This is a genomic window from Phenylobacterium sp. (assembly GCF_031412415.1).
Taxonomy (GTDB): Bacteria; Pseudomonadota; Alphaproteobacteria; order Caulobacterales; family Caulobacteraceae; genus Phenylobacterium.
Window position 1 is genome coordinate 1 of record NZ_JANOCX010000290.1, and the last position, 26,883, is coordinate 26,883.

27 protein-coding genes and 1 pseudogene are annotated in these 26,883 nt (G+C 68.6%); 17 read left to right on the plus strand and 11 right to left on the minus strand.

Annotated elements, in window-relative coordinates:
* Positions 1-1,638 (minus strand): annotated as a pseudogene (locus RMO04_RS14030) (lysine--tRNA ligase); the annotation flags it as partial.
* A 119-nt stretch (positions 1,639-1,757) separates the two neighbouring features.
* Here RMO04_RS14030 and phnD point away from each other — a divergent pair.
* Both phnD and RMO04_RS14040 read left to right on the plus strand, forming a co-directional pair.
* On the plus strand, positions 1,758-2,750 hold the full coding sequence (phnD, locus tag RMO04_RS14035; protein WP_309645390.1) for a phosphate/phosphite/phosphonate ABC transporter substrate-binding protein: 993 nt from the start codon (positions 1,758-1,760) through the stop codon (positions 2,748-2,750).
* A gap of 58 nt (positions 2,751-2,808) precedes the next feature.
* Complete coding sequence (locus RMO04_RS14040) at positions 2,809-3,189, plus strand: hypothetical protein (protein WP_309645391.1); 381 nt, start codon at positions 2,809-2,811, stop codon at positions 3,187-3,189.
* Here the strand turns inward: RMO04_RS14040 and RMO04_RS14045 are convergent.
* Both RMO04_RS14045 and RMO04_RS14050 read right to left on the minus strand, forming a co-directional pair.
* Entirely contained in the window at positions 3,186-3,599 is a 414-nt protein-coding gene (locus RMO04_RS14045; RefSeq protein WP_309645392.1) for a PaaI family thioesterase, read from the minus strand. The genes RMO04_RS14040 and RMO04_RS14045 overlap by 4 nt on opposite strands.
* Complete coding sequence (locus RMO04_RS14050; protein WP_309645393.1) at positions 3,596-4,054, minus strand: PaaI family thioesterase; 459 nt, start codon at positions 4,052-4,054, stop codon at positions 3,596-3,598. The genes RMO04_RS14045 and RMO04_RS14050 overlap by 4 nt, the downstream gene beginning before the upstream one ends.
* 164 nt (positions 4,055-4,218) lie before the next feature.
* On the opposite strand from RMO04_RS14050, the gene RMO04_RS14055 reads away from it, so the two are divergent.
* The 4 genes from RMO04_RS14055 to RMO04_RS14070 all read left to right on the plus strand — a co-directional run bounded on the left by RMO04_RS14055 (position 4,219) and on the right by RMO04_RS14070 (position 10,118).
* Positions 4,219-6,138 carry a TonB-dependent receptor domain-containing protein gene (locus RMO04_RS14055; protein ID WP_309645394.1) on the plus strand — a complete coding sequence of 640 codons (1,920 nt, stop codon included), beginning with the start codon at positions 4,219-4,221 and terminating at the stop codon, positions 6,136-6,138.
* A gap of 353 nt (positions 6,139-6,491) precedes the next feature.
* Positions 6,492-7,502: a ligase-associated DNA damage response exonuclease gene (locus tag RMO04_RS14060; protein WP_309645395.1), complete on the plus strand. Its 1,011-nt coding sequence runs from the start codon at positions 6,492-6,494 to the stop codon at positions 7,500-7,502.
* An 86-nt stretch (positions 7,503-7,588) separates the two neighbouring features.
* The gene (locus RMO04_RS14065; protein WP_309645396.1) at positions 7,589-8,464 is read left to right on the plus strand and encodes a DUF4349 domain-containing protein; all 876 of its coding nucleotides are present in this window, start codon (positions 7,589-7,591) and stop codon (positions 8,462-8,464) included.
* Positions 8,465-8,498: 34 nt separating this feature from the next.
* Entirely contained in the window at positions 8,499-10,118 is a 1,620-nt protein-coding gene (locus RMO04_RS14070; RefSeq protein WP_309645397.1) for a cisplatin damage response ATP-dependent DNA ligase, read from the plus strand.
* Here RMO04_RS14070 and RMO04_RS14075 read toward each other — a convergent pair.
* The 3 genes from RMO04_RS14075 to RMO04_RS14085 are packed head-to-tail and all read right to left on the minus strand — an operon-like array spanning position 10,075 to position 12,886.
* Positions 10,075-11,445 (minus strand): hypothetical protein, encoded by a 1,371-nt coding sequence (locus tag RMO04_RS14075; protein ID WP_309645398.1) that lies wholly within the window; start codon positions 11,443-11,445, stop codon positions 10,075-10,077. The genes RMO04_RS14070 and RMO04_RS14075 overlap by 44 nt on opposite strands.
* Positions 11,442-12,362: an ABC transporter ATP-binding protein gene (locus RMO04_RS14080; protein ID WP_309645399.1), complete on the minus strand. Its 921-nt coding sequence runs from the start codon at positions 12,360-12,362 to the stop codon at positions 11,442-11,444. The genes RMO04_RS14075 and RMO04_RS14080 overlap by 4 nt, the downstream gene beginning before the upstream one ends.
* A complete protein-coding gene (locus tag RMO04_RS14085; protein ID WP_309645400.1) occupies positions 12,359-12,886 on the minus strand; it encodes an HAD family hydrolase in 528 nt (175 codons plus the stop codon). The genes RMO04_RS14080 and RMO04_RS14085 overlap by 4 nt, the downstream gene beginning before the upstream one ends.
* 102 nt (positions 12,887-12,988) lie before the next feature.
* Between RMO04_RS14085 and RMO04_RS14090 the strand changes: the two genes are divergently transcribed.
* From RMO04_RS14090 to RMO04_RS14125, 8 genes are all read left to right on the plus strand, one after another.
* Positions 12,989-14,797: a dipeptide ABC transporter ATP-binding protein gene (locus tag RMO04_RS14090; RefSeq protein ID WP_309645401.1), complete on the plus strand. Its 1,809-nt coding sequence runs from the start codon at positions 12,989-12,991 to the stop codon at positions 14,795-14,797.
* Positions 14,798-14,802: 5 nt separating this feature from the next.
* A complete protein-coding gene (locus tag RMO04_RS14095) occupies positions 14,803-15,864 on the plus strand; it encodes a sugar phosphate nucleotidyltransferase (RefSeq protein ID WP_309645402.1) in 1,062 nt (353 codons plus the stop codon).
* 79 nt (positions 15,865-15,943) lie between these two features.
* Positions 15,944-17,026: a GNAT family N-acetyltransferase gene (locus tag RMO04_RS14100; protein ID WP_309645403.1), complete on the plus strand. Its 1,083-nt coding sequence runs from the start codon at positions 15,944-15,946 to the stop codon at positions 17,024-17,026.
* A gap of 11 nt (positions 17,027-17,037) precedes the next feature.
* The gene (locus RMO04_RS14105) at positions 17,038-17,322 is read left to right on the plus strand and encodes a hypothetical protein (protein ID WP_309645404.1); all 285 of its coding nucleotides are present in this window, start codon (positions 17,038-17,040) and stop codon (positions 17,320-17,322) included.
* A gap of 67 nt (positions 17,323-17,389) precedes the next feature.
* Entirely contained in the window at positions 17,390-18,592 is a 1,203-nt protein-coding gene (locus RMO04_RS14110; RefSeq protein WP_309645405.1) for a threonine ammonia-lyase, read from the plus strand.
* A 10-nt stretch (positions 18,593-18,602) separates the two neighbouring features.
* Positions 18,603-19,103 carry an FKBP-type peptidyl-prolyl cis-trans isomerase gene (locus tag RMO04_RS14115; protein WP_309645406.1) on the plus strand — a complete coding sequence of 167 codons (501 nt, stop codon included), beginning with the start codon at positions 18,603-18,605 and terminating at the stop codon, positions 19,101-19,103.
* Positions 19,104-19,173: 70 nt separating this feature from the next.
* A complete protein-coding gene (locus RMO04_RS14120) occupies positions 19,174-19,737 on the plus strand; it encodes a carboxymuconolactone decarboxylase family protein (protein WP_309645407.1) in 564 nt (187 codons plus the stop codon).
* Between the two features lie 2 nt (positions 19,738-19,739).
* A complete protein-coding gene (locus RMO04_RS14125) occupies positions 19,740-20,537 on the plus strand; it encodes an SDR family NAD(P)-dependent oxidoreductase (protein WP_309645408.1) in 798 nt (265 codons plus the stop codon).
* Between the two features lie 33 nt (positions 20,538-20,570).
* Here the strand turns inward: RMO04_RS14125 and RMO04_RS14130 are convergent, their stop codons facing one another.
* The 3 genes from RMO04_RS14130 to purU are packed head-to-tail and all read right to left on the minus strand — an operon-like array spanning position 20,571 to position 22,529.
* Complete coding sequence (locus RMO04_RS14130) at positions 20,571-21,404, minus strand: enoyl-CoA hydratase-related protein (RefSeq protein WP_309645409.1); 834 nt, start codon at positions 21,402-21,404, stop codon at positions 20,571-20,573.
* A gap of 57 nt (positions 21,405-21,461) precedes the next feature.
* A complete protein-coding gene (locus RMO04_RS14135) occupies positions 21,462-21,653 on the minus strand; it encodes a hypothetical protein (RefSeq protein ID WP_309645410.1) in 192 nt (63 codons plus the stop codon).
* 36 nt (positions 21,654-21,689) lie between these two features.
* Positions 21,690-22,529: a formyltetrahydrofolate deformylase gene (gene purU / locus RMO04_RS14140; protein WP_309645411.1), complete on the minus strand. Its 840-nt coding sequence runs from the start codon at positions 22,527-22,529 to the stop codon at positions 21,690-21,692.
* 92 nt (positions 22,530-22,621) lie between these two features.
* Here purU and argE point away from each other — a divergent pair, with 92 nt between their 5' ends.
* Positions 22,622-23,803 (plus strand): acetylornithine deacetylase, encoded by a 1,182-nt coding sequence (argE, locus tag RMO04_RS14145; protein ID WP_309645412.1) that lies wholly within the window; start codon positions 22,622-22,624, stop codon positions 23,801-23,803.
* On the opposite strand, the gene RMO04_RS14150 is transcribed toward argE, so the two are convergent.
* On the minus strand, positions 23,763-24,809 hold the full coding sequence (locus RMO04_RS14150; RefSeq protein WP_309645413.1) for a glycosyltransferase family 2 protein: 1,047 nt from the start codon (positions 24,807-24,809) through the stop codon (positions 23,763-23,765). The genes argE and RMO04_RS14150 overlap by 41 nt on opposite strands.
* Before the next feature lie 33 nt (positions 24,810-24,842).
* Here RMO04_RS14150 and rfbC point away from each other — a divergent pair, with 33 nt between their 5' ends.
* The gene (gene rfbC, locus RMO04_RS14155) at positions 24,843-25,397 is read left to right on the plus strand and encodes a dTDP-4-dehydrorhamnose 3,5-epimerase (protein WP_309645414.1); all 555 of its coding nucleotides are present in this window, start codon (positions 24,843-24,845) and stop codon (positions 25,395-25,397) included.
* A 2-nt stretch (positions 25,398-25,399) separates the two neighbouring features.
* Positions 25,400-26,221 carry an acyl-CoA thioesterase II gene (locus RMO04_RS14160; protein WP_309645415.1) on the plus strand — a complete coding sequence of 274 codons (822 nt, stop codon included), beginning with the start codon at positions 25,400-25,402 and terminating at the stop codon, positions 26,219-26,221.
* Between the two features lie 122 nt (positions 26,222-26,343).
* Here RMO04_RS14160 and RMO04_RS14165 read toward each other — a convergent pair whose 3' ends face one another.
* Complete coding sequence (locus RMO04_RS14165) at positions 26,344-26,670, minus strand: UrcA family protein (protein WP_309645416.1); 327 nt, start codon at positions 26,668-26,670, stop codon at positions 26,344-26,346.
* Between the last annotated feature and the right edge of the window lie 213 nt (positions 26,671-26,883).

Genomic DNA, 26,883 nt, shown 5'->3' on the forward strand with positions numbered 1-26,883 from the left:
GCCGAAGATCGCGGCGAAGGAGCCGAAGCGGGGGCCCTGGCTCTGGCCCAGCAGGACCTCGTAGAGCGCCTGGAACCAGCCGCGCAGAGGCTCGAAGCCCGCGACCTTGCCGGCCTCGAACACCTCGTTCTGGATCGCCTCGGCGTCGGCGCCTGCCGGCAGGGCGCGGAAGCGCGCGACCAGGTCGGTCATCGCCGCCCGTTCCCGGTCGTCGGGCGCGCGGAACCGCTTCGAGGGCTTCACGAAGTCCTCGTAATAGTTGATCGCGAAGTCGCTGAGCCGGTCCAGCAGCGGTTCGCTCTCAGAGGTCGCGCCCGGGATATAGTTGCGAATGAAGCCCCAGAGGATCTCCTTGGTCGAGGCGTCCGCCGCCGAGACTAGGTTCAGCAGCAGGGAGAAGCTGACCGGGGAGCCCTTTTCCGGCGGCTGGCCGCCATGCACGTGCCAGGCCGGATTGTCGATCGCCGGCCCGTTGGCGCCCTCGGCGCGGCCCTTGTTGTAGGCGTCGAGCTGCTGGAGATACTCGTCCGTCGCCTTGGGGATGACGTCGAAATAGAGCCGCTTGGCCGACTTGGGCGACTGATAGTTGTAATAGGCCAGGCTTTCGGGCGCGCCATAGCGCAGCCACTCCTCCATGGTCAGGCCGTTGCCCTTGGTCTTGGAGATCTTCTGGTTGTTCTCATCCATGAAGAGCTCGTAGTGGAACCCGGCCGGCGGGGTCCCGCCCAGCACCTTGCAGACCTGGTTGGACAGGCGCACTCAGACGATCAGGTCCTTGCCGGACATCTCGTAGTCGACCTCAAGCGCCGTCCAGCGCATCGCCCAGTCCGGCCGCCACTGCATCTTCACGCCACCGCCGGTGACCGGAACCTCGGTCAGCTCGCCGTCCTCGTCGCGGAACACGATGGTCCCGCGTTCCACGTGGCGTTCCAGGGTCGGGACCTGCAGCACCTTGCCCGTCTTCGGGCTGATCGGGAGGAACGGCGAATAGGTGGCTCGGCGCTCCTCGCCCAGGGACGGCAGCATGATATTCTGGATGGCGTCAAAGCGCTCCAGGGCGCTCAGCAACGTCTTGTCGAACCGTCCGCTGCGATAGCAGTCGGTGGACGAAGCGAACTCGTAGTCGAAGCCGAACCCGTCGAGGAAGGCCCGAAGCCGCGCATTGTTGTGCGCGCCGAAGCTCTCGTGTGTGCCGTGCGGGTCGCGCACCACCGTGAGCGGCTTGTCCAGGTCTCCCGCCAGCAGGTCGGCGTTGGGCAGGCCGGGCGGAATCTTGCGCATGCCGTCCATGTCGTCGCTGAAAGCGATCAGCCGCGTGGGGATGGCGTCGTCGGTTAGGCCGCGGAAAGCGACGCGGACCATGGTGGTGCGCGCCACTTCGCCGAAGGTGCCCAGATGGGGCAGACCCGACGGACCGTAGCCGGTCTCGAACACCACCGGCCTCAGCAGGGCGGGCAAGGTCGCCACCGCCTCGGCGGCCTTGCCCTCGCCGATCAGGCTGGCGGCCAGGGCGCGCTCGGCGTCGCTTAGGCGCAGGCGCAGGATGCGGTCCAGCAGCAGGCGCGCCTGTTCGAACGGCCAGCTCTTGGCGTCGCGTGCTTGTTGGGACAGACCTTGGAGGGTGTTGGTCACGGACATGGGCGGGCCGTAGCGCCCTAAGCCCCTCGCCTCAAGCGGACTTTTCGGCTCATCTCCGTCGCGAGCCTGTCATGGAAGCCGTCGACAACCGCAACCAGACCGCTTCAAGGAACCTCCGAATGATCGCACGTCGCGCTGTTCTGGCTCTCACCCTGGCGCTCGCGGCCTGCGGAAATCCCACGGAAAAGGCGCCGGCCAAGCCCGCGGTGGTCAACTTCTCGATCATCTCCACCGAGGGGCGACAGACGCAGGAACAAGACTGGGGTCCGTTCCTGGCCGACATGGAGAAGGCGATCGGCATTCCGGTCAAACCGTTCTTCGGCACCAACTACACCGCCCTGATCGAGGCGATGCGGTTCAAGCAGACCGATCTCGGCTGGTTCTCGAACCAGTCCGGCCTGGAGGCGGTGCGCCGGGCCAATGGCGAGGTCTTCGCCCGAACCGCCAAGCCCAATGGGCCCGACGGCTATCAGGCGGTTGTCGTCGTCAAGAAGGGCTCGGGCGTCACGCTGGAAAAGCTGTTGGCCTGCGACAAGAAACTGAACTTTGGGATGGGCGACGCCAAGTCCACCTCGGGCACGCTCGCGCCCATGACCTATCTGTTCTCGCCGCGTGGGATTGATCCCAACGCCTGCTTCAAGACCCTGCGCTCGGCCAACCACGAGGCCAATCTGTTCTCCGTCGCCCAGGGCCTGCTGGACGCGGCCACCAACAACACCGCCTCCATCGACCGCATGGCCATGCTCAAGACCGACATGGCCCGCAACACCCTGGCCAATGTCGAGGTGATCTGGACCTCGCCGACCATCCCCGAAGACCCGATGGTCCGCCGCAAGGATCTCGACCCGGCGATCAAGGCCAAGATCGACGCCTTCGTATTCAGCTACGGCGTGGGCGACGGGCCCGAGGCCGAGCGCCAGCGCGAGATCCTGGAACGCATCCAGACCAAGCCCTTCGTCCGCGCCGACGACAGCCACCTGCTGCCGGTTCGCGAGATGGAGGCCGCGGGCCAGCTCATTGTCGCCAAGCGCAAGGGCGACGCCCCGGCCGTGGCCACGGCGCAGGCCGAGCTCGCCAAGATCGCGGCGGAGAAAAAGGCGCTGGGCCTCTAGGCCGGAACCCAACCGCCGCCTTGGGCGTCTTTGCTCCGAACCGGAGAGAGCTCGGCCCATGGACCTGCTGATCGCCAAACGTGCCTTGGGCCTGTTTTCCATCGGGCTCGGCGTCATCGCCGTGGCCTCGCCGAAGCGGGTGTCGAAGTTTTTTGGTCTCGATTTCGAGGATGAGGCGATGAGCGCGTTCGGGGCTCGCGAGATCGCCTCAGGCGCCGGCCTGCTGTCGCCGGTCAGGCCGGGCCCCTGGTTCTGGATGCGGGTAGGCGGCGATGTCATGGACATGACGGCCCTGGCCCGCGCCGTGGACCGCACCAATCCGCGACGAAACTACGCCTTCGCGGCCCTGGCCGTGGTGGCGGGCATCGCGATTCTCGACCTCGTCATGGCCGCCCAGGCGACCCTTAGCCGGCGCGACAACGAGGAGGCCGCCGCCTAGGCGCCGGCCAGCAGGAAGTGGCCGCGCAGGGCCGCGATCGGCTTGGCGCGCGCTTCCTGCCAGGCCTCCACATGCACGTTGGCGATCTGGCGGCCGATCTTGCGCACGTCGGCGCGGGCGTAGGTGGTCTGGGCCTTGCCGGGACGGAGGTACTCGATGGTGACGTCGATGGTCTTGTGCACCCGCGGGCTCTGGGCGCTGAGCGAGAGCTGCGCCAGGGCGGACATCTCCATGAAAGCCCCGATCACTCCGCCGTGCAGGGCCGGCATGACGGTATTGCCGATCAGGTGGGGGGCGAAGGGCAGGATGGTCGTCATCTCGTCGCCGGCCAGCTCGGCCCGCATGCCGAGGAAGCGCACATAGGGGACTCGGGCCAGGAAGGCCTCGAGGCGTTCGGCGGGATCGCTCATGACTTGGTCGGCTCTTGGGGCCGCTTAACGATGAAAGCCGCCTGGGCCGTGGCGATGGGATCGTTGGGGTCGGTGTCGAAGGCCTGAGCGCGGACGAAGGCGATGGAGCGGGTGATCTTGTAGCAATGGGCCTGGGCGGTGACGCCCGATCGCGGGGCCGCGGGGCGCATGTAGTCGATGCGCAGGTCCAGTGTGGCTGTGGAAAAGGCCTCGGCCTTGCCCATCATCGACGAAGTGACGGCCAGGCCGCAGCAATGATCAAGAAGGGCGGTGACCACCCCGCCGGCTATGACCCCGGTGTCGGGATCTCCGACCAGGTCGTCGCGCCAGGGGGTGAAGATCGAGCCATGTCCGGGCTCGACCGACACCAGTTCGAAACCGAGCGCCGCGGCCTGGGGCACGGTCCCGACCATGTTCAGCGCCAGGTCGCTCAGGGCGGGCGGTGGATCGATCATCGGCAAGCCATGCCGCGCCGGGGTCCTTCGGTCAACGTGACGGCGGGTCAAGCCTCAGCGGCCCGCGACGAATGCGTCGGCAAGAAACGGAGTGATGAGCGGTCCGACACCGGGTCATCCACGGCGCGCGCCGACTGTCCGGCGCGACCTGGAGTTCGAACCTCATGCGCCTGCTCGCCACCGTCTCCACCGGCCTCGCGGCCGCGCTGCTCGCCGGACCCGCGCTTGGCCAAGCCACCGCGAACGCGGTGGTGGGAGCCGACGACGCCTTCGGGTTCATCGCGGGGGACGAGGCGGTAGGCATCTATGACGCCAGCGCCGTGCGCGGCTTCAGCCTTGAGGCCGCGGGCAACTACCGGGTCAACGGCGGCTACTTCGTGAAGAGCTCTGGGGTGAGCAACTTCTTCATCGAGTCGACCACCGTCCGGATCGGTCTGAACGCCCTGGCGATCGATCTGCCCGGACCTTCGGGCGTGGTGGACTACAGGCTGCGCGATCCCAAGGCCGGGGAGCCAAGCTATGTCACGGCGGGGCTCGACGAGTATGGCCAGCCCTATTCCGATCTGCTGCTCAAGCACGGGGACGCGCAGGGTCGCCATTCCGCCGCCCTTGGGCTTGGCGTCGTGTTCCAGAACGACAACGGACAGGGCGGTCCGTCGGGTCGTTCCATGCTGCTGGCGGGGACCGCGCGCGGAACCGTGGGGCCGGTTCGGATCCAGGTGTTCGGCGGGGAGTACGACTACGAGCGCGGCGGCCTCTTCCGCTTCACGGCCGTGGGGACCGGCGCCTTGCCGAGGCCTCGGCGGGGCGAACGAGCGGTGCAGGACTGGGCGGCGGAGACAGGTCAGCGACGGATCGCCGGGGTCACGGCTCAGGCCGTCCTGAGCGAGGCCTGGAGCGTAGGGGTGACGGGGGTGTTTTCTCAGGAGGACCCAAGCCGCGCGGTGTCGCACCTGTTCCGCGGCCTGGGGTCCGATCTGACGGCGACGCAAGGGCTGGTCTTCGTGTCGCCGGCCCAGCAGGCGACGGCCTGGTCGGGCGAGGCGCGCCTGGCCTGGAGCGGTCGCTGGGCGGAGACCCGTCACAGGGTGGTCCTGATCGGCCGTGGCCGGCGGTCCGAAGGACTTTTCGGCGGCGACAGGGTCGTCGACCTCGGGCGAGTCTCCTTGGCTGGTCCGGTCCATCCTGTCGCGGCGCCCGACATGTCGGGGGCGCGAGCGGGCGCGACGAGCGAGGTCGAACAGTGGGGGCTCGGCCTGTCTTACCGCCTGGATTGGCGCGACCGCCTGAGCCTGAACGCCGGCCTTCTGCGCACCGACTATGACAAGACTTCCCGCGCCGCCGACGGCTCTCGCAGCAGAACAGCGACCACGCCCCGGCTGTACAATCTGGCGGGCGCCTACCGGATCTCCGACCGACTGGACCTCTATGGCGGCGTGAGCCGCGGATTGGAGGAGGCGGGTTCCGCACCGGCCTCGGCGGCCAATCGCAACGAACTGCTGCCGGCGATCAGGGTGCGTCAGGTCGAGGCCGGCCTGCGCTACGCGCTGCGCCCGGGGCTGAGGCTGGTGGTGGCCGGGTTCGAGACCGAGAAGCCCTATGCCGGCCTCGACCCGGTGAGCAACATCTACGGCCTGATCGGGGTGGTGCGCCACAGGGGCGTGGAGGCGTCACTGGCGGGACAGTTGAGCGAGCAGCTCTCGGTGGTTGTCGGCGGCTATGTCCTCGACCCGACCCGCGACGGCGTCGCGGGTGGCCGACCGGTGGGGGTGGAGCGGTTCCGCGCCGTCGCCAATCTCAACTACGTGGTGTCCGGCGTGCCTGGTCTGTCGCTGGACGCGGGCCTCGAACACATTGGACGGCGGCCCTATCGCAGCCAGGTCGGGGCCGATGGCGGCCAGCCGATGCTGACGGCCGACACGACGCTGGACCTCGGGCTGAGATATCGCCTGCCGGCAAGGGCCACCCTGCGGATTCAGGCGTTGAATGTGCTGAATGACTACGGCTACTCGGCCAGTCCGGCCGAAACCCTCGCCTACACCGCGCCGCGGCGGTTCCGTGTTCTGGTGACGAAGGAGTTCTAAATGTCTGGACGGAGGCGGCGTCGGACCTATCGGCCGCGGAGCCCCTCCGTCTCTCGATCGTTGGTCAAGGCCGGTGCCTTAGACGGTGGTGAAGGCTTGGGTGTAGACGGCGAGCACGACGGCCAGCAGCGGGGTGGCGGCGAGAACCAGGTTGGCGAGGCCGTTGAAGGCGAAGCTCTTGTTCATGGTGATGTCCCTCTCTTTTTCGTGGGCCGCGACAACCGCGACCCGATGAGGGGGGTATATGAAACTTCCCTTCTGAATACTCGTTAAGTCTTAGTCATGACCCCTTATTCACAATATGAATACTCTGTAATCTTCCTTAAGCGCAACGCCGGTCCATATCCTCAGGCATGATCAAACCCGAAGCCCTGCTCTGTCCCCGGCCCGAGGGGCTGTATTGCGCGCCCGGCGATTTCTACATCGATCCGGTGCGCCCGGTGGCGCGCGCGGTGATCACTCACGGCCATGCCGACCATGCCCGCGCCGGGCACGAGCGGGTGATGGCCACCCCGGAAACCCTGGCGATCATGGCCGAGCGCTACGGCCAGGACTTCGCCTATGAACGCCAGCCCGCCGCCTACGGCGAGACCATCGCCCGCGACGGCGTCGAAGTGACCCTTGTCCCGGCTGGCCATGTGCTGGGTTCGGCCCAGGCCGTGGTGCGCTGGAAGGGCCTGACCATGGTGGTGTCCGGCGACTACAAGCGCCGCCGCGACCCGACCTGCCGGGCTTTCGAGGCCGTGCCGTGCGACGTCTTCATCTCGGAGGCGACCTTCGGCCTGCCGGTCTTCCGCCACCCCGACGACAAGGGCGAGATCGCCCGGCTGCTGCGCTCGGTGGCCCAGTTCCCGGACCGCTCGCACATGGTCGGCGCCTACGCCCTGGGCAAGGCGCAGCGGGTGATCTGCCTGCTGCGCGAGGCGGGCTGGGACAAGACCATCTATGTCCATGGCGCCCTGGAGCGGCTGAACCGCCTCTATGAGAACCACGGCGTGCCGCTGGGTCCGCTGGCGCCGGCCACATCGGCGACCAAGCAGGACTTCGCTGGCGCCATCATCGTGGCCCCGCCTTCGGCCCTGGCCGATCGCTGGTCGCGGCGGTTTCCAGATCCGGTCTCGGCCTTCGCGTCGGGCTGGATGCAGGTTCGCGCCCGGGCTCGCCAGCGCGGCGTCGAGCTGCCCCTGGTGATCTCCGACCATGCCGACTGGGACGAGCTTACCGCCACGGTGGATGAGATCCGACCCGGCGAGCTCTGGATCACCCACGGCCGGGAGGAGGCTCTGGCGCGGTGGGCCGAACTGCACGGGATCAAGGCCCGGGCGCTGGCGCTGGTCGGCTATGAGGAAGAGGACGACGACTAGGCGGGTCGAAGGCGAAGCTTCGGCTTGCGAGCGATCACGAAACTGTTACCGTTGGGATTGGCGGGGCGCCTTCCGGAGACTTTTCGATGCGTTCGAAGACGTTGCCCGCCGTGACGCTGATGTTCCTGCTTGGCGCCTGCGGCCAAGCGGCCGAGCGCAAACAGTACGCTGGCGGCGAGGCGGTCGCCGCTGACGCGGCCGCTGCGGCGCCGGCGCAAGCCCCTCAGGCCAAGGTTCCAGCCGGCGTTCCCATGCTGGCCTACAGCTACGATTACGGCCTGACCGCGCCACCCAAGGCGATCCGCGCCCTGCTCGCCCGCCACGAGGCCGCCTGCGCCAAGGCCGGCCCCGCCGTCTGCCAGGTCACCGGCTCATCCGTGACCGAAGAGGGCCCAGATCGGGTGGTCGGCCAACTCTCCATGCGCGCTACGCCCGCCTGGCTGACGCGGTTCCGCACGGGGCTAGCGGGAGAGGCCAAGGACGCCGGCGGCCGCCTGGTGCGCGCCTCGGTAGCCTCCGAAGATCTCTCGCGGGAGATCGTCGACACCGAGGCGATGCTGCGCGCCAAGACCACCCTGCGCGACCGGCTGCAGGGCCTGCTCGCCAGCAGGCCGGGCAAGCTCGCCGACCTGGTGGAGCTGGAACGGGAGTTGGCGCGGGTCCAGGGCGAACTCGACTCCGCCCAATCGCAACTGGCGGTGATGCGTCAGCGGGTGGCGACCTCGGAGATCGAGGTGGGCTACGAGTCGGCTGGGGTCCTGGCGCCCCAGGGCGTGTGGGCGCCACTGGCCGCGGCCTTTGGAGACTTCGTGGCGATCCTGGCCGTCACCCTGGCCGGCATGGTCCGCTTCGTGGCCTGGACCACGCCCTGGCTCATCCTGCTGGCCGGCATGGCCTGGCTGTTCCGGCGGCGGCTCACTGGCCTCTTCCGGCGCAAGACGCCGAAACCGCCGCAGGCCTGAGGCCAAGCCGCTCCAGGCGCGTTAAGCTGATCCCATGCGCGCCTTCGCCGAGCTCCTGGATCGCCTTTCGCTGACGGCGTCGCGCAACGCCAAGCTCACCCTCGTGCGCGACTATCTGGCCGAGACGCCCGACCCTGACCGGGGCTGGGCGTTGGCCGCGCTGACCGGAGATTTGAGCTTCAACGCCGCCAAACCGGCCTTCATCCGCAAGGCGGTGGAGGCGCGGATGGACGCCACACTGTTCCGCTGGTCCTACGACTATGTGGGCGACCTGGCCGAGACCGTGGCCCTGGTCTGGCCGTCGCGGCCGGGCGCCAACCGCGAGCCGGAGCTCTCCGAGGTGATCGACGCCCTGCGCGGCGCCTCGCGCATGGAGGTCCAGCGGCTGATCGAGGGCTGGTTGGACGCCCTGGAGACCACGGGGCGCTGGGCGCTGCTCAAGCTGATGACCGGCGGCCTGCGGGTGGGCGTCTCCTCGCGGCTGGCCAAGCAGGCCACGGCCGACCTGGGGAAGGTGGAGGTCGCCGAGATCGAGGAGGTCTGGCACGCCCTGCATCCGCCCTATGAGGATCTGTTCGCCTGGCTGGAGGGGCGCTCGGACCGGCCCTCGGCTGTGGCGCCGGGCCGCTTCCGGCCGGCGATGCTGGCCCAGGCCATCGACGAGGCCGTCGACTTCGGAAAGCTCGATCCGGCCGACTACGCAGCCGAGTGGAAGTGGGACGGCATCCGCGTCCAGGCGGTGAATGAAGCAGGCGTGCGCAGGCTCTACACCCGCAATGGCGACGACATCTCCAAGACCTTCCCCGACGTGCTAGAGGCGCTTGAGTTCGAGGGCGCGATCGATGGCGAGCTGCTGGTCCTGCGCGACGGCGCCCTGGCCAGCTTCGGCGACCTGCAGCAGCGGCTGAACCGCAAGACCGTCGACGCCAAGATGCTGCAGGCCTATCCCGCCGGCATCCGCGCCTACGATCTGCTGGCCGACGACGGCGAGGATACGCGGGTGCTGCCGTTCTCCGAGCGACGCCAGCGTCTGGAGACCTTCATCGGCAAGCTCGCCACCACGCGGATCGACCTGTCGCCCCTCCAGCCCTTCGAGACCTGGGCCGAGCTGACCGATCTGCGTCGCGAGCCCCCTCCGGGCGACGCCCAGATCGCCGAAGGGCTGATGCTCAAGCGTTGGGACTCGATCTACGAGGCCGGCCGGCCGAAGGGCCCCTGGTTCAAGTGGAAGCGCGACCCGTTCCTGATCGACGCGGTGCTGATGTACGCCCAGCGCGGGCACGGCAAGCGATCCAGCTTCTACTCGGACTACACCTTCGGGGTCTGGACGCAGGCCGCCGATGGCAAGCGGGCCCTGACCCCGGTGGGCAAGGCCTATTTCGGCTTCACCGACGAGGAGTTGAAGCAGATCGACAAGTTCGTCCGCGACAACACCATCGACCGCTTCGGGCCGGTCCGATCCGTCAAGGCCGAGCCGCACTTCGGCCTGGTGTTCGAGGTGGCCTTCGAGGGCCTGCAACGCTCGACCCGGCACAAGTCGGGCGTGGCCATGCGCTTCCCGCGCATCAGCCGTATCCGATGGGACAAGCCGGCCGGCGAGGCCGACGAGCTTACGACGCTGGAACGGATGCTGGAGCAGATGGAGGCGCGCTAGGGCCGATCCGGCGCACCACCAGGGCCCAGGCGATTCCGGCCTGGACGAGGCCCGACACCAGGCTCATGAGGGGCGCCGAGCCCAATGGTGCGAACAGCGCCGCGCCCGTCTGGTGATTGACCGACCAGCCGATGATCCCACCCACGCCATAGAGCAGGCCCAGGGCGACCACGGCGGCGAAATCGCCGCGCTGCGGGCGGTCCCCCAGCCGGCAGATCGCGATGACACCGAGATCGCGCAGCAGGAAGGCCATCAGGGCGGCGGCCTGCGCCACCTCCGGCCGAATATAGCCGCCGAGGCTGGAAGCGAAGGCCGCGATCGTCAGCACCACGCCCAGGATGAACGGGGCTAGGGGACTGGGCGCCAGCGGCGCGGCGCGGGCGAAGTCGCCCGCTCGCGCATGACGGTGGAACTGCCGCATCCGTACGCGGTCGGCGGGTTCGGCGAAGGCCGCGGCATAGGCGCAGAGAGCCACCGCCAGGACGCCGCTGACCAGGGCCCCGGTCATCCCGCCCTGGCGCAGCATGAAGCCGCCCGCGAACACCGCCAGGAAGATGAGGAACCCCACCCAGACCCAGGGGCTGTTGCGCATCTGCAGCTCCAGCCGCATGAGCCGCCAGACGCCGACCACCGCCCAGGCGGCGAACAGGCTGACCGCCAGCGCGCGGAAGGTGGTCGATGTCCAGTAGGCGCCGCCCCAGTCGATGGGATTGCTCCCAGCGCCCAGGGCCGTGCTCAGGCCCTCGAAACCCTGTCCGCGCTGGAAGCCAGCCGAACCGGCCACCCAGGACAGCAGGATCGCGCCGACAAGCAGTCCGCCCAGCACGCCGCCGGCGCGCGCGACCCGGCCCTCGGCGCGGGCCTTGCGCACCCCGATCAGCGCCCCGCCCATGGAAATGGCCTGCAACAGGATCGCCAGAGAAATGAGGAAGACGAACAGCACGATCAAGGCGGGCTTGCCCACGATCACGCTGCTGATCGTCTGGACCAGCAGACCGCTCAGCGCGCAGAGCCAGGCCAGGCTCGTCCGCCCGAACAGCTTGCCCCAGGTCATCGCCCAAGGATCCAGGGCCGATAGGCGCTGGTAGTCCCAGGTCCGGTCGGAGATCTCGGTCAGGACCGACGCCCCCGCCGCCCGCGCGCCCCACACCATGGCGCAGACGCTGAACACCACGACGCCCAGATCGCCGACGCCTGACACGCCGTAGGGAATGTCACGCGAGAGCATGAGCGCCGCGCCGTAGATCAGCACCAGGGTGACGGCGGCCCAGGCGATGCGGCGCGGCGCGGCCTCGAGCCAGAGATTGCGCTGAAACTCCGGGTTCATGAGCGGGTCTCCGGACGGGTCTGCGCCAGATAGGCGTCTTCCAGGGTCTTGCGGGCGGGCTGGAAGGCCGAGACCTTCAGGCCCGCGCCGATCAGCTTGCCCAGCACGGCGGAGTCGTCCTCGCCGCCGTCCGCCAACAGGATGGCCGCATCGCCGTCACGGCGTTCGAGGGTCAGGCCGAGCCCGCTCAAGATCTCGGAGAGTTCGGCGGGCGGCGTGACGAAGGTGACGCTGATCCGAGTCCCGTCGCGCACGCCGGCGCCAGCCGCGACCACCCCGCCCCCGGCCACCTTGCCGTCACGGATCATCAGCATCTGGGTGGAGTAGTCTTCGAGCTCGGAAAGTATGTGCGAGGAGACCACGATGGTCATGCCGTCGCCCGACAGGCGCAATATCAGGTCCGACAGCGAGCGCCGCGCCTCGGGGTCGAGGCCGGCCGCCGGCTCGTCCAGCAGCAGGACGCGGGGCTTGTGGACGATGGTCTGGCCGATGGCGAGGCGTTGCTTCAGGCCGCGGGACAGCTCACCGGCGCGCATCTCCAGGCGGTCGGTCAGCTGGACGCGGGCGGCGGCCTCCTCGACCGCGGCGGCGGTCTTGTCCTGCGCCACCCCGCGCGACCGCGCGGCGTAGGTGAGCGCGCGGCGCACCGAAAGCTCTTCATAGAGTCCGAAGAAGTCCGGCAGGGAGCCGATGGCGCCATGGACCCCGCGTGGGTCATCGCGGGTGTCGAGCCCCGCGATGACGATGGTTCCCTCGGTGGGATTGTCGAGGGCGGCCATGCAGCGCAGCAGGGTCGTCTTCCCCGCGCCGTTCGGCCCGACCATCGCCAGCACCGCGCCGGCCTCCACCTTGAACGAGACCCCATGCAGGGCGCGCGCCGAGGGATAGTCGTAAACGACGTTCTTGACCTCGATCATGCGGGAACCAGTTCCTTCTCCAGGAAGACCATCAGGTTGTCGCTCGGGAACTTCAGGCCGCGGATGCCCGCCCGCCGAGCGGCCTCGACGTCGGCGTCCTTGTCCCCGACCATGATCGAGCGGCCGATATCGACGGGCCATTCGCGTAGGGCGCGCAGGATCATGCCGGGGTTGGGCTTACGGTCCGGCGGGTCGGGATGGCGATAGGCCTCCAGCGTCGCGTCAGGATGCTGCGGGCAATAGTAGTAGGCGTCGATCCGCCCCCCGGCCTGGGCAAGGCTTTCGGACATCTTGGCGTGCAGGGTGACGACGTCGTCCTCACTGTAATAGCCGCGACCGACGCCGCTCTGGTTGGTCACCACGAACACCCACCAGCCGGCGCGGTTGAAGGCCGCCACGGCCTCCCGCGCGCCGGGAATCCAATGGAAGTCCTCCCAGCGGTGGACATAGCCGGGGTCCTCGTTCAGCACCCCGTCGCGATCGAGGAACAGGGCGGGGCGGGTCTGGGCGTCGGGCAGGCTCACGGCGCGACTATACAACGGTCGGAGGCGCTTGGGGCTTACGCTTTCGCAATGCGCGCGCCCGGGGCTATGGTTGGACCTTATCGTTCATGAGTTGAGGTCGCCTTGACCAGTCCCGTGCTTTCCATCGACGATCTGAAAGTCGACTTCACCACCCACGACGGGCTGGTCAACGCGGTGCGGGGGGTGTCGCTGTACGTCCAGCGAGGCGAGACCTTGGGCGTGGTCGGTGAGAGCGGTTCGGGCAAGAGCCAGACCTTCATGGCGGTCATGGGCCTGCTGGCCGCCAACGGGATCGCCAGCGGCTCGGTGAAGTTCCTGGACCAGGAGATCCTGGGGCTGAAGCCCGGCGCGCTGAACAAGATCCGCGGCTCGAAGATGACCATGATCTTCCAGGATCCCCTGACGGCCCTGACCCCGCACGTGCGGATCGGCGAACAGATCGCCGAGCCCCTGCGCCTGCATCTGGGCATGAGCGACAAGGACGCCACGGCCCACGCCCGCGACTGGATCGGCCGCGTGCGGATTCCCGACGCCGGGCGCCGCCTGTCGCAGTATCCGCACGAGCTCAGCGGCGGGATGCGCCAGCGGGTGATGATCGCCGCGGCCATGGCCGGCGGCCCAGCCCTGCTGATCGCCGACGAACCGACCACGGCGCTGGACGTCACGGTGCAGGCCGAGATCCTGGACCTGATGGCCGAGCTCGGCCGCGAGACGGGGACCGCCATGGTTCTGATCACCCACGACATGGGGGTCATCGCGCGGCTGGCCGACCGGGTCTGCGTGATGAAGGACGGCGCCTATGTCGAGGAGGGCCCCGCCGAAGAGATTTTCGGCGCGCCCAAGTCGGACTACACCCGCGCCCTGCTGGATGCGATCCCGCGCCTGGACCGCGCCGATCGCGGCGGCCGGCCTACCCTGACGCCGGTCGCGCCCGATGCGCCGATCGTGGTCGAGGGCCATGACATCAAGGTGCACTTCCCGGTCAGTCACGGCCTGTTCGGCCAGAAGCTCGCCCTGCGCGCCGTCGACGGCGTCAGCTTCCAGGTGCGCCAGGGCGAGACCCTGGGGGTGGTCGGCGAGAGCAGTTGCGGCAAGTCGACCCTCAGCCGCGCGGTGCTGAACCTGCTGCCACCGACCGCCGGCGCCGTCACCCTTCTGGGCCGCGATATCACCCACGCCGACCGCGAGAGCATGCGCGCCGCGCGCAAGGACCTGCAGATCGTCTTCCAGGACCCGCTGGCGAGCCTCGACCCCCGGATGACCGTGGGCGATTCCATCGCCGAGCCGCTACAGGTGTTCCGCAAGGCCATGAACCATGCCGAGCGCGAGGTCGAGGTGAAGGCCATGATGACCCGCGCGGGCCTCTTGCCCAGCCTGATCAATCGCTATCCCCACGAGCTCAGCGGCGGCCAGAACCAGCGGGTCGGCATCGCCCGGGCCATGATCCTGCGGCCGAAACTGGTGATCTGCGACGAAGCGGTCTCGGCGCTCGACGTCTCCATCCGGGCCCAGATCATCGACCTGCTGATCGACCTGCAGAGAGAGATGGGCCTGGCGATGATCTTCATCAGCCACGACCTGGCGGTGGTTCGCGAGATCAGCCACCGGATCATGGTGCTGTATCTTGGCCGGGTGATGGAACAGGCCGACCGTCAGCAACTCTATGAATCGCCGCAGCACCCCTACACAAAGGCCCTGCTGTCGGCCGCGCCGATCCCCGATCCGGTTCGCGAGCGGGCGCGGGCGCGCACGAAGCTGGTCGGCGAGCCGCCCTCCCCGCTCGATCCCCGCAGCGCCCTGCGTTTCCTGCCCTCGCGGCTCAGCGCCGACCCCCTGGCTCAGGTCTATGTCCCGGAGCTCAAGGAGATCGCCCCGGGTCACCTGGTCAGCGAATACGATCTCCCGGCCTGATCGCCATGCGCAAGATCATCCCAGTTTTGATGTCGGGCGGCGCGGGCACGCGGCTGTGGCCGCTATCGCGCCAGGCCCGGCCCAAGCAGTTTCACCGACTGGGCGGCGACCACACCCTGATCCAGGATACCGCCCTGCGGGTTGTCGGCGACCTGTTCGAGGCGCCGATCGTGGTCTGCGCCGCGGCCCACGCCGACCTGGCGCGCCGCCAGCTCGCCGAGGTCGGCGTGACGCCCCAGGCCTTGATCGCCGAGCCCGCCCCGCGCAACACCGCCCCGGCCTCTGTGGCGGTGGCCGCCTTCGGCGCCGAGCGCGATCCCGGGGCATTGATGGTGCTGCTGCACGCCGACAACCTGGTCGCCGACGTGGCCGCCCTGCACGCGGCGATCGAGGCGGGCCGCTCGGCGGCCGAGGCGGGCCGCGTCGTGCTGTTCGGCCTCAAGCCCACCGGACCGGCGACGATCTACGGCTATATCCGGGCCACGGGCGACGGGCCCGTGCGCCAGGTCGCCCAGTTCGTGGAGAAGCCCGACCTCGCCACCGCCGAGCGCTTCGTCGCCGACCCGGACTATTCGTGGAACGGCGGTATGTTCCTGTTCAAGGCGAGCGCCTTCCTGGACATCGCCCGATCCCTGGCGCCTGAGGTGACGGCCGCCGCCGAGGCCGCCGTGACGGGCGCTTCGCGCGCAGGCGACCTGGTGACCTTGGGCGACGCCTTCCTCACGGCGCCCAACATCGCCATCGACGTGGCGGTGATGGAGAAGACCGACAAGGCGGGCGTGGTCGCCGCCGACATCGGCTGGGCCGACGTCGGCAACTGGGACGCGCTCTGGGCGCTTTCCGATCACGACGCCGACGGCAACGCCCTGGACGGCGAGGTCACCGCGGTGGAGACCCGGGGCTCGCTGGCCCGCACTGACGGTCCGGCGGTTATCCTCGCGGGCGTCGAGGACGTGGTGGTGGTCGTGGAAAACGGCGTGGTCCTGGTCACCCGCCGCGACGCGCCGACGGCGGTCCGCGCGGCGGTCGACGCCCTCAAGGCCAAGGGCAGAAGCGACCTGCTCTGACCTGTCGGCGCGGCAAGGTCCCGGAAAGACTTGGTCGTTATCCTTGATGGCTCAAGTTTCGGCTCCGGGACCCCAGCCTTTGGAAATCGACGTCCTTCGTCCGCAGGACCTCTCGGCCGCGCGCGTCGCGCGCTGGGCGGAGCTCCAGGCGGCAGACATCGAGCTGGACACGCCTTTCCTCGCCCCCGGCTGGGCGCGGCTGGTGGAGCGAGTTCAGGGCGAGGGCGCGCGCAACGTCCGCGTGGCCGTGGCGCGACAGTACGGCCGCGACGTCGCCTTCATGCCGGTTCGCGTGGGCGCCTTCACCGCCATGCCGGCCGGCGCGCCCATGTGCGACTACCAGGGACTGGTGGCCGAGGCCGGGGTGACCATCGACGCCCGGGCCGTGGTCAGCGCCCTGGGGGTCCATCGCCTAGACTTCTCGCACATGCTTGAGAGCCAGCCGGCCTTCCGGCGATTCGCGCGGGGCCGGTTCGTCTCCCACGTCATCGACGTCGCCCAGGGCTATGAGGCCTACGAGGCCGAGCGTCGCGCGGCGGGGACCTCGGCGCTGAAGGACTGCGACAAGAAACGCCGCAAGGCTGAGCGCGAGCTTGGCGCGGTGACCTTCCAGGCCTTTTCCCGCTCCAGCGCCGACTACCAGAAGCTGCTGGAATGGAAGCGCGCCCAGCTCAAGGCCACCGGCCAGACCGACATCTTCGAGACCGGCTGGACCCGCGAGCTGATGGCCGAGATGTTCGAGAGCCGCGATCCGGATTTCGGCGGCGTCATGTACACCCTGCACTTCGGCGATCGGCTGGCGGCGGTGCATCTGCACCTGCGCGGGCGGCGCACGATCCACGGCTGGATCATCGCCCACGATCCCGAGTTCGAACGCTATTCGCCGGGGCTGCTGCTGTTCCAATCCATCCTGCGCTGGATGGACGACACCCCTTATTCACGCCTCGACCTGGGTCCGGGCGACTATCGGTTCAAGCGCGACCTGGCCAATCACGGCCAATGGGTGACCCATGGCTTCGTGGGCACGCCCTCGCCGGCGGTTCTCAGCCGGGCGGTCGCCTATGGCGTGCGCCGTGTGGCGGAAGCTCTGCCCTTGGGCCAGGTTTCGGAACTGCCAGGTAAGGCGATGCGTCGCATGGATCAGTGGCGAGGACTTCGGTAGCGGATTCGGTCATGGCGATTCTTCAAGATATTCGGCGCCTTGTCGGCGCCCGGCGCGACGATCAGATCGCCCAGCGGGTGGTCAAGACCGTCAGCTGCGCCGACGGCACGCGGTTCCTGGAGATCGCCGAGCGCGAGGACGGGCTCTATCGCTATATCGAGCATTGCAAGCAGACCGAGCGCGGCGTGATGATCTGGAAGTCCGGCGCCCTGTCGGACCTGCACGAGAGTCTCGACGCCGCCGAGCAGTCCGCCCGCGAACAGCATTGCTGGCTCTCCTACACCCGCAAGGCTTAGCCCGCCTGCATTGCCGATTGCCGCGGCCGCCGTTAGACGTGGCCTCCCGCTCGCCATCGGTCAGGCCATGACGCTCTCCATCGACGATATCCGCGCCGCCGCCGGACGGCTTTCGGGCCATATCGAACGCACCCCTTGCCGCCACTCCCGCACGTTGTCGGAGATCACCGGGGCTGATGTCTGGGTGAAGTTCGAGAACCTGCAGTTCACGGCGGCCTACAAGGAGCGCGGCGCGCTCAACACTCTGTTGCAGCTCTCGGACAATGAGCGCGGCCGCGGGGTCATCGCCGCCTCCGCCGGCAATCACAGCCAAGGTCTGGCCTACCACGCCGCGCGCCTGGGCATTCCGGTCACCATCGTCATGCCCCGCGGCACGCCTTTCGTGAAGGTGCAGCAAACGCGCGCCCATGGCGCCGAGGTGGTGATCGAGGGCGACAACTATGACGAGGCCTCGGGCGTGGCCAAGGCGCTCTGCGACGCCCGCGACCTGGCCTTCGTCCATCCCTTCAACGACCTGCAGGTGATGGCCGGCCAGGGCACGGTGGCCCTGGAGATGCTGGAGGACGTGCCGGACCTGGAGGTCCTGCCCATCCCCATCGGCGGCGGCGGGCTGATCGCCGGCTGCGCCACGGCGGCCAAGTCGATCAATCCCAAGATCCGTATCGTCGGCGTCGAGCCGGCCATGTACCCCTCCTTCACCGCCAAGATGCGCGGCGTCAACGGCATCACCGGCGGAGCCACCATCGCCGAGGGCATCGCGGTCAAGCAGGTGGGCGATCTCTCCTATGCCGTCGCCCGGCCGCTGATCGACGAGGTCCTGCTGATCGAGGAATCGCATTTCGAGCGCGCCGTGGCCCTCTACTGCAATGTCGAGAAGACGGTGGTTGAGGGTGCGGGCGGCGCGGCCCTTGCGGCCTTGCTGGCCTATCCCGATCAGTTCAGGGGCAAGAAGGTCGGCCTCATCATCACCGGCGGCAACATCGATACCCGCTTGCTGGCCTCGGTCCTGACCCGTGAACTGGTGCGCGAACAGCGTCTCGTCAGTCTACGGATCATCGGCGACGACCGCCCGGGTCTGCTGGCCACGGTCTCCACCGTGATCGGTCAGATGGGCGGCAACATCGTCGAGGTGGCGCACAACCGGCTGGCGCTGGACGTGCCGGCCAAGGGTGCGGAGTTCGACATCATGATCGAGACCCGCGACGCTCAGCACACCCAGGAAATCATGGACGCCCTGCGCGATCGCGGCTATCCGCCGCGCGCCGTCTAAGGTCTTGAAAATGAAGAATGTAATTGTCGTCCTCGCCGCCGCCCTGGCGCTCGCCGCCTGTGGAAAGGCCGACGGCCAGGAGAGCGCCAAGGCCGCCGCCGAGGCCACGGCGTACCTGGCGACGAACGCCAAGGCCGAGGGGGTCAAGACCCTGCCTTCCGGCCTGCAGTACAAGATCGTGCGCTCGGGTCCGGCCGACGGTCTGAGACCCGCCCCGCAGGACGAGGTCAAGGTTCACTACGAGGGCAAGCTGCTGTCGGGCCATGTGTTCGATTCGTCCTACGAGCGCGGGTCGCCGGCCGCCATGCCGCTGGCCGCCCTGATCCCGGCCTGGCAGGAGGCCCTGCAACTCATGCGGCCCGGCGACGAGTGGGTGCTCTATGTGCCGCCGGCCCTGGGCTATGGCGAAGAGGGCGCCGGCGGCGGCGAAATCCCCGGCAACAGCCTGCTGATCTTCCGGATCGAGCTGATCGGCGTGCTGCCCGGTCCGGGACGCGTCGGCCAGGGTTGACCGGTTCGGCCTTGCGTCGCGGCCCCGGCCTCTGTTTGGTGACGCCAAATCAGAAACGGGAAACGCACGGATGAGACTGACCAAGCCCCGGATCATGCCGGTCCAAGACGCCGACCTGACGCCGGACCAGAAGGAAATCCTGGAGCCCATGGGCGCCCGGGTGCTGAACATCTTCCGCACCTTCGTCCAGGCCCCGAAGGCGGCGAAGGGTTTCCTGGCCTGGGGCAACTACGTGCTGTCGCGGCGCAACGACCTGCCGGCCCGCGAGCGCGAGATCGTCATCCTGCGCATCGGCTATCTCTGCAAGTCCGGCTACGAGTGGACCCAGCACCACGGGATCGGCCTGCGCGAAGGTCTGACCGCCGAAGAGATCGAAGCCATCAAGGTCGGCGCCGAGGCCCCCAACTGGACCCCCGCGGACCGCGCCTTGCTGATGGCCTCCGATGAACTGCACAACGACCAGTTCATCACCGACGGGACCTGGGCCGCGCTCACCCGCCATTTCAGCGACAAGCAGTGCATGGACGTGGTGTTCACCGCCGGCCAGTACACCCAGGTGTCGATGATCCTCAATTCCTTCGGGGTGCAGCTCGACGCGGGTCAGACCCTCGATCCCGACCTCAAGGGCTTCTGATCGTGCGGCTGCAGGGCAAGACCGCCATCGTCGTCGGCGCGGGCCAGACGCCAGGCGAGACCATCGGTAACGGCCGCGCCATGTCGCTGCTGTTCGCCCGCGAGGGCGCCGAGGTCCTGTGTGTCGACCGCCGCGTCGAGCGGGCCGAGGAAACCGCCTCGATGATCGTCGCCGAGGGCGGCAAGGCCGCGGCCTTCGCGGCCGACATCACCAAGGCCACCGATTGCGAGGCGATGATCGAGGCGGCCAAGGCGCGCTGGCCGCGCATCGACATCCTGGTCAACAACGCCGGCATCGGCGGGGGCGGCGACGGCCCGGCCCACCGGCTGACCGAGGACGCCTTCGACCGCATCCTGGCGGTGAACCTCAAGGGCACGTGGCTATCGACCAAGGCGGCCCTGCCGGTGATGCGCGAACAGGGCGGCGGCTCCATCGTCAACATCTCGTCCCTGGCCTCCATCGCCGGCGGGAACCAGGTGGCCTACGAGGTCTCCAAGGCCGCGGTGAACCGGCTGACGACCTCCACCGCCCAGGCCAACGCCGCCAAGGGCGTGCGCTGCAACGCCATCGCCATGGGCCTGATGGACACGCCGATGGCCGTGGCCGGCATCGCCTCATCCACGGGCCAGGAGCAGCAGGCGGTTCGCGACGCCCGCAACGCGCGGGTTCCGCTGGGCGGCAAGATGGGCGACGCCTGGGACACCGCCTACGCGGCGCTGTTCCTGGCAAGCGACGAGTCGCGGTTCATCACCGGGACGGTGCTGTTCGTCGATGGCGGGATGTCCAGCCGGGTCGGGTGATCGCGGCCCCTGGCCCCACTGAGATCGTTGTGGTCAGTCGCCGCCCTTATCGCCGGTGCGGTAGTCGCCAAAGGCGCTGTCGCGGGCGGTGAGGGCCTGGGTCACACCCTGGCGCATCTGGGCCATGTAGTCGCGCGAGGCCTTGGTGTGCCAGCCCAGCGCGTGGACGTCGGTGGCCGCCCGGATGCCGGTGCGCATGCCCATGGCCTCCATCTGGCGATGGACGGCGCGCTTGTTGAGTTGGGCCAGTTCCGGGTCGACCTTGGCGACGCGGATCGCCATGGCGAGCACCTCGTCGTCCAGCTTCGCCAGAGGGAAGGCGCGGTTGGCGAAACCCAGGCGCACGGCCTCGTGGCCGTCGAATGAATCCCCCGTGAGCATCTGCTCCATGGCCGCGCGCATGCCCATCAGCCAGGCGTGGGAGTGGTTGTCGGCGGGGCTCATGGTGCGCACGGCCGGATAGCCGATCTGGGCGTCCTCGGCGACATAGACCAGGTCACAGGAGGTCGCGAGCTCCGAGCCGCCGGCCAGGCACCAGCCGTGGACCTGGGCGATCACCGGCTTGGCCAGGTCCCAGACCTTGAAGCAGCCCTCGACCACGTGGCGCGCCCATTGGCCCTGGTTGCCGGCGGTATGCCAGGGTTGCTCGCCCAGGCCAGCCAGGTCGTAGCCTGACGAGAAACAGGTTCCCGCCCCTCGAACGATCATCACCCGAACCTCGGAATCGCGGTCGCCAGCTTCGAGCGCGGCGTAGATCTCGGCGCGCAGGGCGTTTGACAACGCATTGCGCTTGCTGGGGCGGTTCAGGGTGAGGCGGCGCACATGGAGCGCCGGCTCGTCGATGACCAAGATCGGTTCGTCGGCCATGGCGTCCTCCCAAAAGTCTTTTCAGGACGCTAGGGGCATGCCGCTGCGACAGTCCAGCTAGTGATGGAGTCTGTTGTCCCACCCGTCGAAGGTCGCGGCCTCGCTGGGCTTCAGCACGAGCAGCTGCTGGACCGGCGGCTCAGAGGTCTCGGCATGGGTGGGGCGCAGCAAATATCCACTAGCCACGCCGACCGCCAAGGCGATGAGCGCGCCCTTGAGTCCGTGGCTGAGGGGCGAGGTCTGGGTCATGCGCGGCGATAACGACATAGCCGCGCTGGTCGTTCCCTAGTCCGTGAACACCACGGTCTTGGCGCCGTTCAGCAGCACCCGGTCCTCCAGCTTCCAGCGGACGGCGCGGGCCAGCACCCGGCGCTCGATGTCGCGGCCCTTGCGGATCAGGGCGGCCGGGGTGTCGCGATGGCTGATGCGCTCCACGTCCTGTTCGATGATGGGGCCCTCGTCGAGGTTGGCGGTGACGTAGTGGGCGGTGGCGCCGATCACCTTGACCCCGCGCTCATGGGCCTGGTGATATGGCCGCGCGCCCTTGAAGCCCGGCAGGAACGAGTGGTGGATGTTGATGCATCGCTCCTCCAGCTTGGCCGCCAGGCCCTCGGACAGCACCTGCATGTAGCGAGCGAGGACCACCAGTTCGGTCCCGGTCTCTTGGATCAGCGCCCAGATCGCCGCCTCCTGCTCCAGCTTGGTGGCGCGGGTCACGGGCAGGTGGTGGAAGGCCACGTCGCTCAGGTCGAGATTGGCGTAGGTCTCCTTCGGGTGGTTCGACACCACCGCGGCGATGTCCATCGGCAGCTCGCCGCGCCGCCAGCGATAGAGCAGGTCGGCCAGGCAATGGTCCTGCTGGCTGGCCAGGATCATCACCTTCTGGCGCACCTTCGGATCGCGCAGGCTCCAGCGCATGGAGAAGCCGTCGGCTAGGCTGGCGAACGCCGCGCGCAGGGCGTCGGTGTCAGCGGTGGCGGAGAACACCACGCGCATGAAGAACTGCCCCGTCTCGACGTCGTCGTACTGCTGCGCGTCGAGGATGTTGGCCCCGCGCTCGTAGAGGAAGGTCGAGACGCGGGCGACGATGCCGCGCTGGTCGGGGCAGGAGAGGGTCAGGATCATGGCGCCGCTCAAAGCGTCGAATTTCGGCCCAGCGTCAAGTTCCGCCCCTCTTCGCTTGGAAGCCCGCCGCGCTCGGGGCTAGGGTCGCCGCCATGCCCTCAGCCGAAGTTCTCACCCCCCGCGCCCTCGACATCCTTGGCCGCCTCGTGGGGTTCGACACCACGTCGCGGCTTTCCAACCTGGCCTTGATCGCGTGGGTCGAGGCCTATCTCGACGGGCATGGCGTGCCCCATCGGCGCGTTCCCAACCACGACGGGACCAAGTCGAACCTGCTGGCCAGCGTCGGGCCGGCCGTCGTGGGCGGGGTGGTGCTGTCGGGGCATACCGACGTGGTGCCGGTGGACGGCCAGGCCTGGGTGACCGACCCGTTCGTGCTGACGCTCAAGGACGACGGGCGGATCTATGGGCGCGGGACCTGCGACATGAAGGGGTTCCTGGCCCTGGCGCTCGCCGCCGTGCCGGACCTGGCGGCGGCGGACCTCAAGAAGCCGGTGCATCTGGCGTTTTCGTACGACGAGGAAATCGGCTGCCTGGGCGCGCCTGACCTGATCGCCATGATCGCCGCCGAACTGCCCCGGCCCGCCCTGGTGGTGGTGGGCGAGCCCACGGACATGGTGGCGGTATCGGGCCACAAGGGCATCTCCAGTTTCGTGGTCACAGTGACCGGCAAGGAGGCCCACTCCAGTCAGACTCATTTGGGGGTCTCGGCCAACATGGAGGCGGTCAAGCTGATGGCGGCGCTGTCAGACCTGGCCGATCGGCTGGAGTCCGACGCCGATCCGGCCTCGCCGTTCACGCCCAAGCATACGACCCTCACCATCGGCCTGATCCATGGCGGCACGGCGGGCAACATCCTGGCGCGGGAATGCAGCTTCCAGTTCGACCTGCGCTGCCCGCCGGGCCAGGACCCGCTGGACCTGCTGCAGGACTTCTTCGGCCAGGTGGCGGCCACCGGCGCCGCCATGAGGGCGCGCTTTCCGGAAGCCGGGGCGAAGATCACCCGCCGCTCAGGCACGCCGGCCCTGTCGGTGGAGAAGGACGGCGCGGCCGAGGCCTTCGCCCGACGGCTGGCCGGCGACAACGGCCCGCCCCGGGTGGTGCCCTACGCCGCCGAGGCCGGGCAGTTCCAGCAGGCGGGGTTCTCGACGGTGATCTGTGGGCCGGGCTCCATCGACCAGGCCCACCAGGCCAACGAGTATGTCGAGCGCTCTCAGATGGAGCGCGGCGCCGCCTTCATGGCTCGCCTAGTCGAGTGGGCCGAACGCGGCGAATGACCGGGCGGCGGCCCGTCAGGTCCTTGGGGTTCCAGGTCATGGCCCGCGCGATGGCCAAGGCCGAGACCTTGCGGCGGGCCTGAACCTCGCGGCGGCTCTTCAGGATGGTCGGCAAACCACGGAGCGAGGCCTTGAACGCGCGCCAGACGATAGGGGCGTGGGGGCGGTTCTCGCGCCGGCTGGAAATATAGATCACCCCCAGCAGGTGCAGCGGCAGCACGATCGGCAGCAGGGGCCAGGGCGTGTCCTTATAGACCCCGTAGAAGCGGTTGCGGGTGCCGTGGAAGACCGCGAACTCCGACTTGCGGCCGCCGCTGGAGGCCGAGCCCACATGGCGGATCACCGCCTTGGGCGCCAGGATCGTCGGCTCGCCGGCGAGCTGTAGCCGGTAGCCCAGGTCCACATCCTCGGAATAGCAGAAGAAGAACTCGTCGAAGCCGCCCTGCTCCAGGAACAGCGCCCGGTCGATCATCATGGCCGCGCCGCAGGGGGAGAACACCTCGCCCTCCGGGATCACCTCGGGGCACTTGGACAGATAGCCGCCGCGATAGGGAATGCCGTAGCCGCTCATCACGTCGCCCAGGCCGTCCAGCAAGGTCGGATCCTCGTCCATGAGCTGGCGCGAGGTGAAGGAGCGCACGGTGGGATGGCGCCGCGAGGCCGCCACCAGCTCGGCCAGCCAGTCGGGCTGCGCGAAGGCGTCAGGGTTGAGGAACACCAGCCACCGGCCGCGCCCCTCGCGGGCGGCCTGGTTGCCGGCGCCGGAGAAGCCCAGATTGGCGGTGTTCTCGATCAGCCGCATGGCGGGAAATTCCCGCGCGATCGCCCGGTCGCCGGGGTCGGGCGAGGCGTTGTCGATGATCAGGGCCTCGAAGTCGGTGAAGCTCTGCGCCGCCAGATGCGCCAGGCAGGTGCGCAGGGTGGGTCCTGAATTGTAGGCGATCACACAGACGGTGATCGCTGGGCCGCCAGGCTTGGCCTTGTCTTCCTGCGCGCGCTCGTCCATGCGGTGGCGGTTTTCCGAAACTCCTGGACCGCCATGACGTCGATCACGCCGCTTTCGATCCCCGAAGTCCTGCTTATCACGCCCAAGCGCCATGGCGATGCGCGGGGTTGGTTCGCCGAGACCTGGAGCGCCAAGGCCTTTTCCGAAGCCGGGCTGCGTCACGACTTCGTGCAGGACAACCAGGCCTTCAACGCCAAGGCCGGCACCGTGCGTGGCCTGCACTTCCAGCAAGCGCCCCATGCCCAGGCCAAGTTGGTGCGGGCGTTGAAGGGCGCGATCTACGACGTCGCGGTCGACGTGCGCCCGGGCTCGGCGACCTACGGCCAGTGGGTGGGGGCCACGCTGACCGCCGAGGGCGGCGAGCAGCTTCTGGTGCCTCGCGGCTTCGCCCACGGCTATGCGACACTGCAGGACGACTGCGAGATCTTCTACAAGGTCGACGGGGCCTATGCGCCTCAGACCGAGGGCGCCTTGCTCTGGAACGATCCGGACGTGGGGATCGATTGGCCGATCAAGGGCGAGGCGATCCTGTCGGAGAAGGACAAGTTGGCGCCGCGGCTGAAGGACATGCCGGCGCCGGTGTTCTGATCATGAGCGAACTGGTCCGCCTCCTCGACATCGAGCCCATCGACCTGGACATGTATCGGGGCCACACGCCGGAGGGCGAGACCCGGCGCATCTATGGCGGACAGGTGATCGCCCAGGCCCTGACCGCGGCCTATCGCACCATCGACGGTCGTCACTGCCACTCCATGCACGCCTACTTCATCCGGCCGGGCGACCCGAAGATTCCGATCCTGTTGAAGGTGGAGCGGGTGCGCGACGGCGGGAGCTTCGCGGTGCGCCGCGTGGTGGCCCTGCAGCACGGTCAGCAGATCTTCAACCTGGCCGCCTCGTTCCAGACCCCGGAGAGCGGCTTCGAGCACCAGATCGAGATGCCGAGCCCGCCCGGCCCCGACGGGTTGCCGGACGAGGACGAGCTGCGCGAGGCGGCCGGCGACGACACTCCCCGCCGCACCTGGCCCATCGAGGTGCGCCCGATCGACCCCATGCCGCACGGCAAGGCGCCGAAGATGGACCCCGTCCACTCGGTCTGGTTCCGGGCGCGCGAGCCCCTGCCAGCGGACGTGGCGATCAACCAGTGCGCGCTGGCCTACGCCTCGGACATGACGCTGCTGGATTCCTCGCTGCGGCCGCACGAGGTGAACTGGAGCGACGGCCGGCTTCAGGTGGCGAGCCTGGACCATGCCCTCTGGTTCCACGCCCCCACCGACTTCGCCGATTGGCACCTCTATGTGCAGGACAGCCCCTCGGCCTCGGGCAGCCGCGGCTTCAACCGTGGCTCGATCTTCAACGCCGCCGGCAAGCTGGTGGCCTCCGCCGCCCAGGAAGCCCTGATCCGATACCGGTAGGCGGCGCGCCAAGGCTCAGGCCCGACAGGCCTCCAGACACGATAAGGCCCGCCGTGGGGCGGCGGGCCTTGGGGTGTCCGAACCCCGGGGGGAGCCGGGTTCGGACGGGCTGACGGCTGCGGTTAGCGGCTGGCCAGGGTGTTGGCTTGGCGCTGCGCGGCGAGCGCCACGTTGCGGGCTTCGTATTTCTCGGCGATCTCGGCCTGGACGGCGTTCATGCAATGGGCGCGAGCGCTGAGGCCGCGCTGGCCGGCGGTGGCGTCGCGGCAGAACTTGCGGGCGGCGGCCTGGGCGCGGTGGTGGAAAGCCTGAACGCCTTGCGGGCTGAGGGTGTCGATGTCGGCGGTCTGGATGGTGATCGGCGCGGCGTGGGCGGCGGTGCCGAGCGCGGCGACCGGGATGACGGCGAGAGCCAGGGTGGCGACGCCGGCGAGGGTGGCTTTGAACATCTTGGTTTCTCCCGTTGCTGGTCGCCCTGGGCGGCCGATGACCAACGAGATAGAACTCATGTGCGACGAAGTCTTGTTAAGTCGGAGTAATGACAGAGATTTAAGAGAATTACGGGAAGTTCATTAACTTGGTTACACAGAATTTACTTGAGTGACGCCGCCGCGTCACAGGTTGACGCGGCGGCGCGCTTTCAAGCGGATTCGACCTTGAAG

Excerpts from the sequence above, each read along its gene's own strand:
- phnD (WP_309645390.1), top strand. The coding sequence starts at position 1,758 with ATGATCGCACGTCGCGCTGTTCTGGCTCTCACCCTGGCGCTCGCGGCC.
- RMO04_RS14040 (WP_309645391.1), top strand. The coding sequence starts at position 2,809 with ATGGACCTGCTGATCGCCAAACGTGCCTTGGGCCTGTTTTCCATCGGG.
- RMO04_RS14045 (WP_309645392.1), bottom strand. The coding sequence starts at position 3,599 with ATGAGCGATCCCGCCGAACGCCTCGAGGCCTTCCTGGCCCGAGTCCCC.
- RMO04_RS14050 (WP_309645393.1), bottom strand. The coding sequence starts at position 4,054 with ATGATCGATCCACCGCCCGCCCTGAGCGACCTGGCGCTGAACATGGTC.
- RMO04_RS14055 (WP_309645394.1), top strand. The coding sequence starts at position 4,219 with ATGCGCCTGCTCGCCACCGTCTCCACCGGCCTCGCGGCCGCGCTGCTC.
- RMO04_RS14060 (WP_309645395.1), top strand. The coding sequence starts at position 6,492 with ATGATCAAACCCGAAGCCCTGCTCTGTCCCCGGCCCGAGGGGCTGTAT.
- RMO04_RS14065 (WP_309645396.1), top strand. The coding sequence starts at position 7,589 with ATGCGTTCGAAGACGTTGCCCGCCGTGACGCTGATGTTCCTGCTTGGC.
- RMO04_RS14070 (WP_309645397.1), top strand. The coding sequence starts at position 8,499 with ATGCGCGCCTTCGCCGAGCTCCTGGATCGCCTTTCGCTGACGGCGTCG.
- RMO04_RS14075 (WP_309645398.1), bottom strand. The coding sequence starts at position 11,445 with ATGAACCCGGAGTTTCAGCGCAATCTCTGGCTCGAGGCCGCGCCGCGC.
- RMO04_RS14080 (WP_309645399.1), bottom strand. The coding sequence starts at position 12,362 with ATGATCGAGGTCAAGAACGTCGTTTACGACTATCCCTCGGCGCGCGCC.
- RMO04_RS14095 (WP_309645402.1), top strand. The coding sequence starts at position 14,803 with ATGCGCAAGATCATCCCAGTTTTGATGTCGGGCGGCGCGGGCACGCGG.
- RMO04_RS14105 (WP_309645404.1), top strand. The coding sequence starts at position 17,038 with ATGGCGATTCTTCAAGATATTCGGCGCCTTGTCGGCGCCCGGCGCGAC.
- RMO04_RS14110 (WP_309645405.1), top strand. The coding sequence starts at position 17,390 with ATGACGCTCTCCATCGACGATATCCGCGCCGCCGCCGGACGGCTTTCG.
- RMO04_RS14115 (WP_309645406.1), top strand. The coding sequence starts at position 18,603 with ATGAAGAATGTAATTGTCGTCCTCGCCGCCGCCCTGGCGCTCGCCGCC.
- RMO04_RS14120 (WP_309645407.1), top strand. The coding sequence starts at position 19,174 with ATGAGACTGACCAAGCCCCGGATCATGCCGGTCCAAGACGCCGACCTG.
- RMO04_RS14130 (WP_309645409.1), bottom strand. The coding sequence starts at position 21,404 with ATGGCCGACGAACCGATCTTGGTCATCGACGAGCCGGCGCTCCATGTG.
- RMO04_RS14135 (WP_309645410.1), bottom strand. The coding sequence starts at position 21,653 with ATGACCCAGACCTCGCCCCTCAGCCACGGACTCAAGGGCGCGCTCATC.
- purU (WP_309645411.1), bottom strand. The coding sequence starts at position 22,529 with ATGATCCTGACCCTCTCCTGCCCCGACCAGCGCGGCATCGTCGCCCGC.
- argE (WP_309645412.1), top strand. The coding sequence starts at position 22,622 with ATGCCCTCAGCCGAAGTTCTCACCCCCCGCGCCCTCGACATCCTTGGC.
- RMO04_RS14150 (WP_309645413.1), bottom strand. The coding sequence starts at position 24,809 with ATGGACGAGCGCGCGCAGGAAGACAAGGCCAAGCCTGGCGGCCCAGCG.
- rfbC (WP_309645414.1), top strand. The coding sequence starts at position 24,843 with ATGACGTCGATCACGCCGCTTTCGATCCCCGAAGTCCTGCTTATCACG.
- RMO04_RS14160 (WP_309645415.1), top strand. The coding sequence starts at position 25,400 with ATGAGCGAACTGGTCCGCCTCCTCGACATCGAGCCCATCGACCTGGAC.
- RMO04_RS14165 (WP_309645416.1), bottom strand. The coding sequence starts at position 26,670 with ATGTTCAAAGCCACCCTCGCCGGCGTCGCCACCCTGGCTCTCGCCGTC.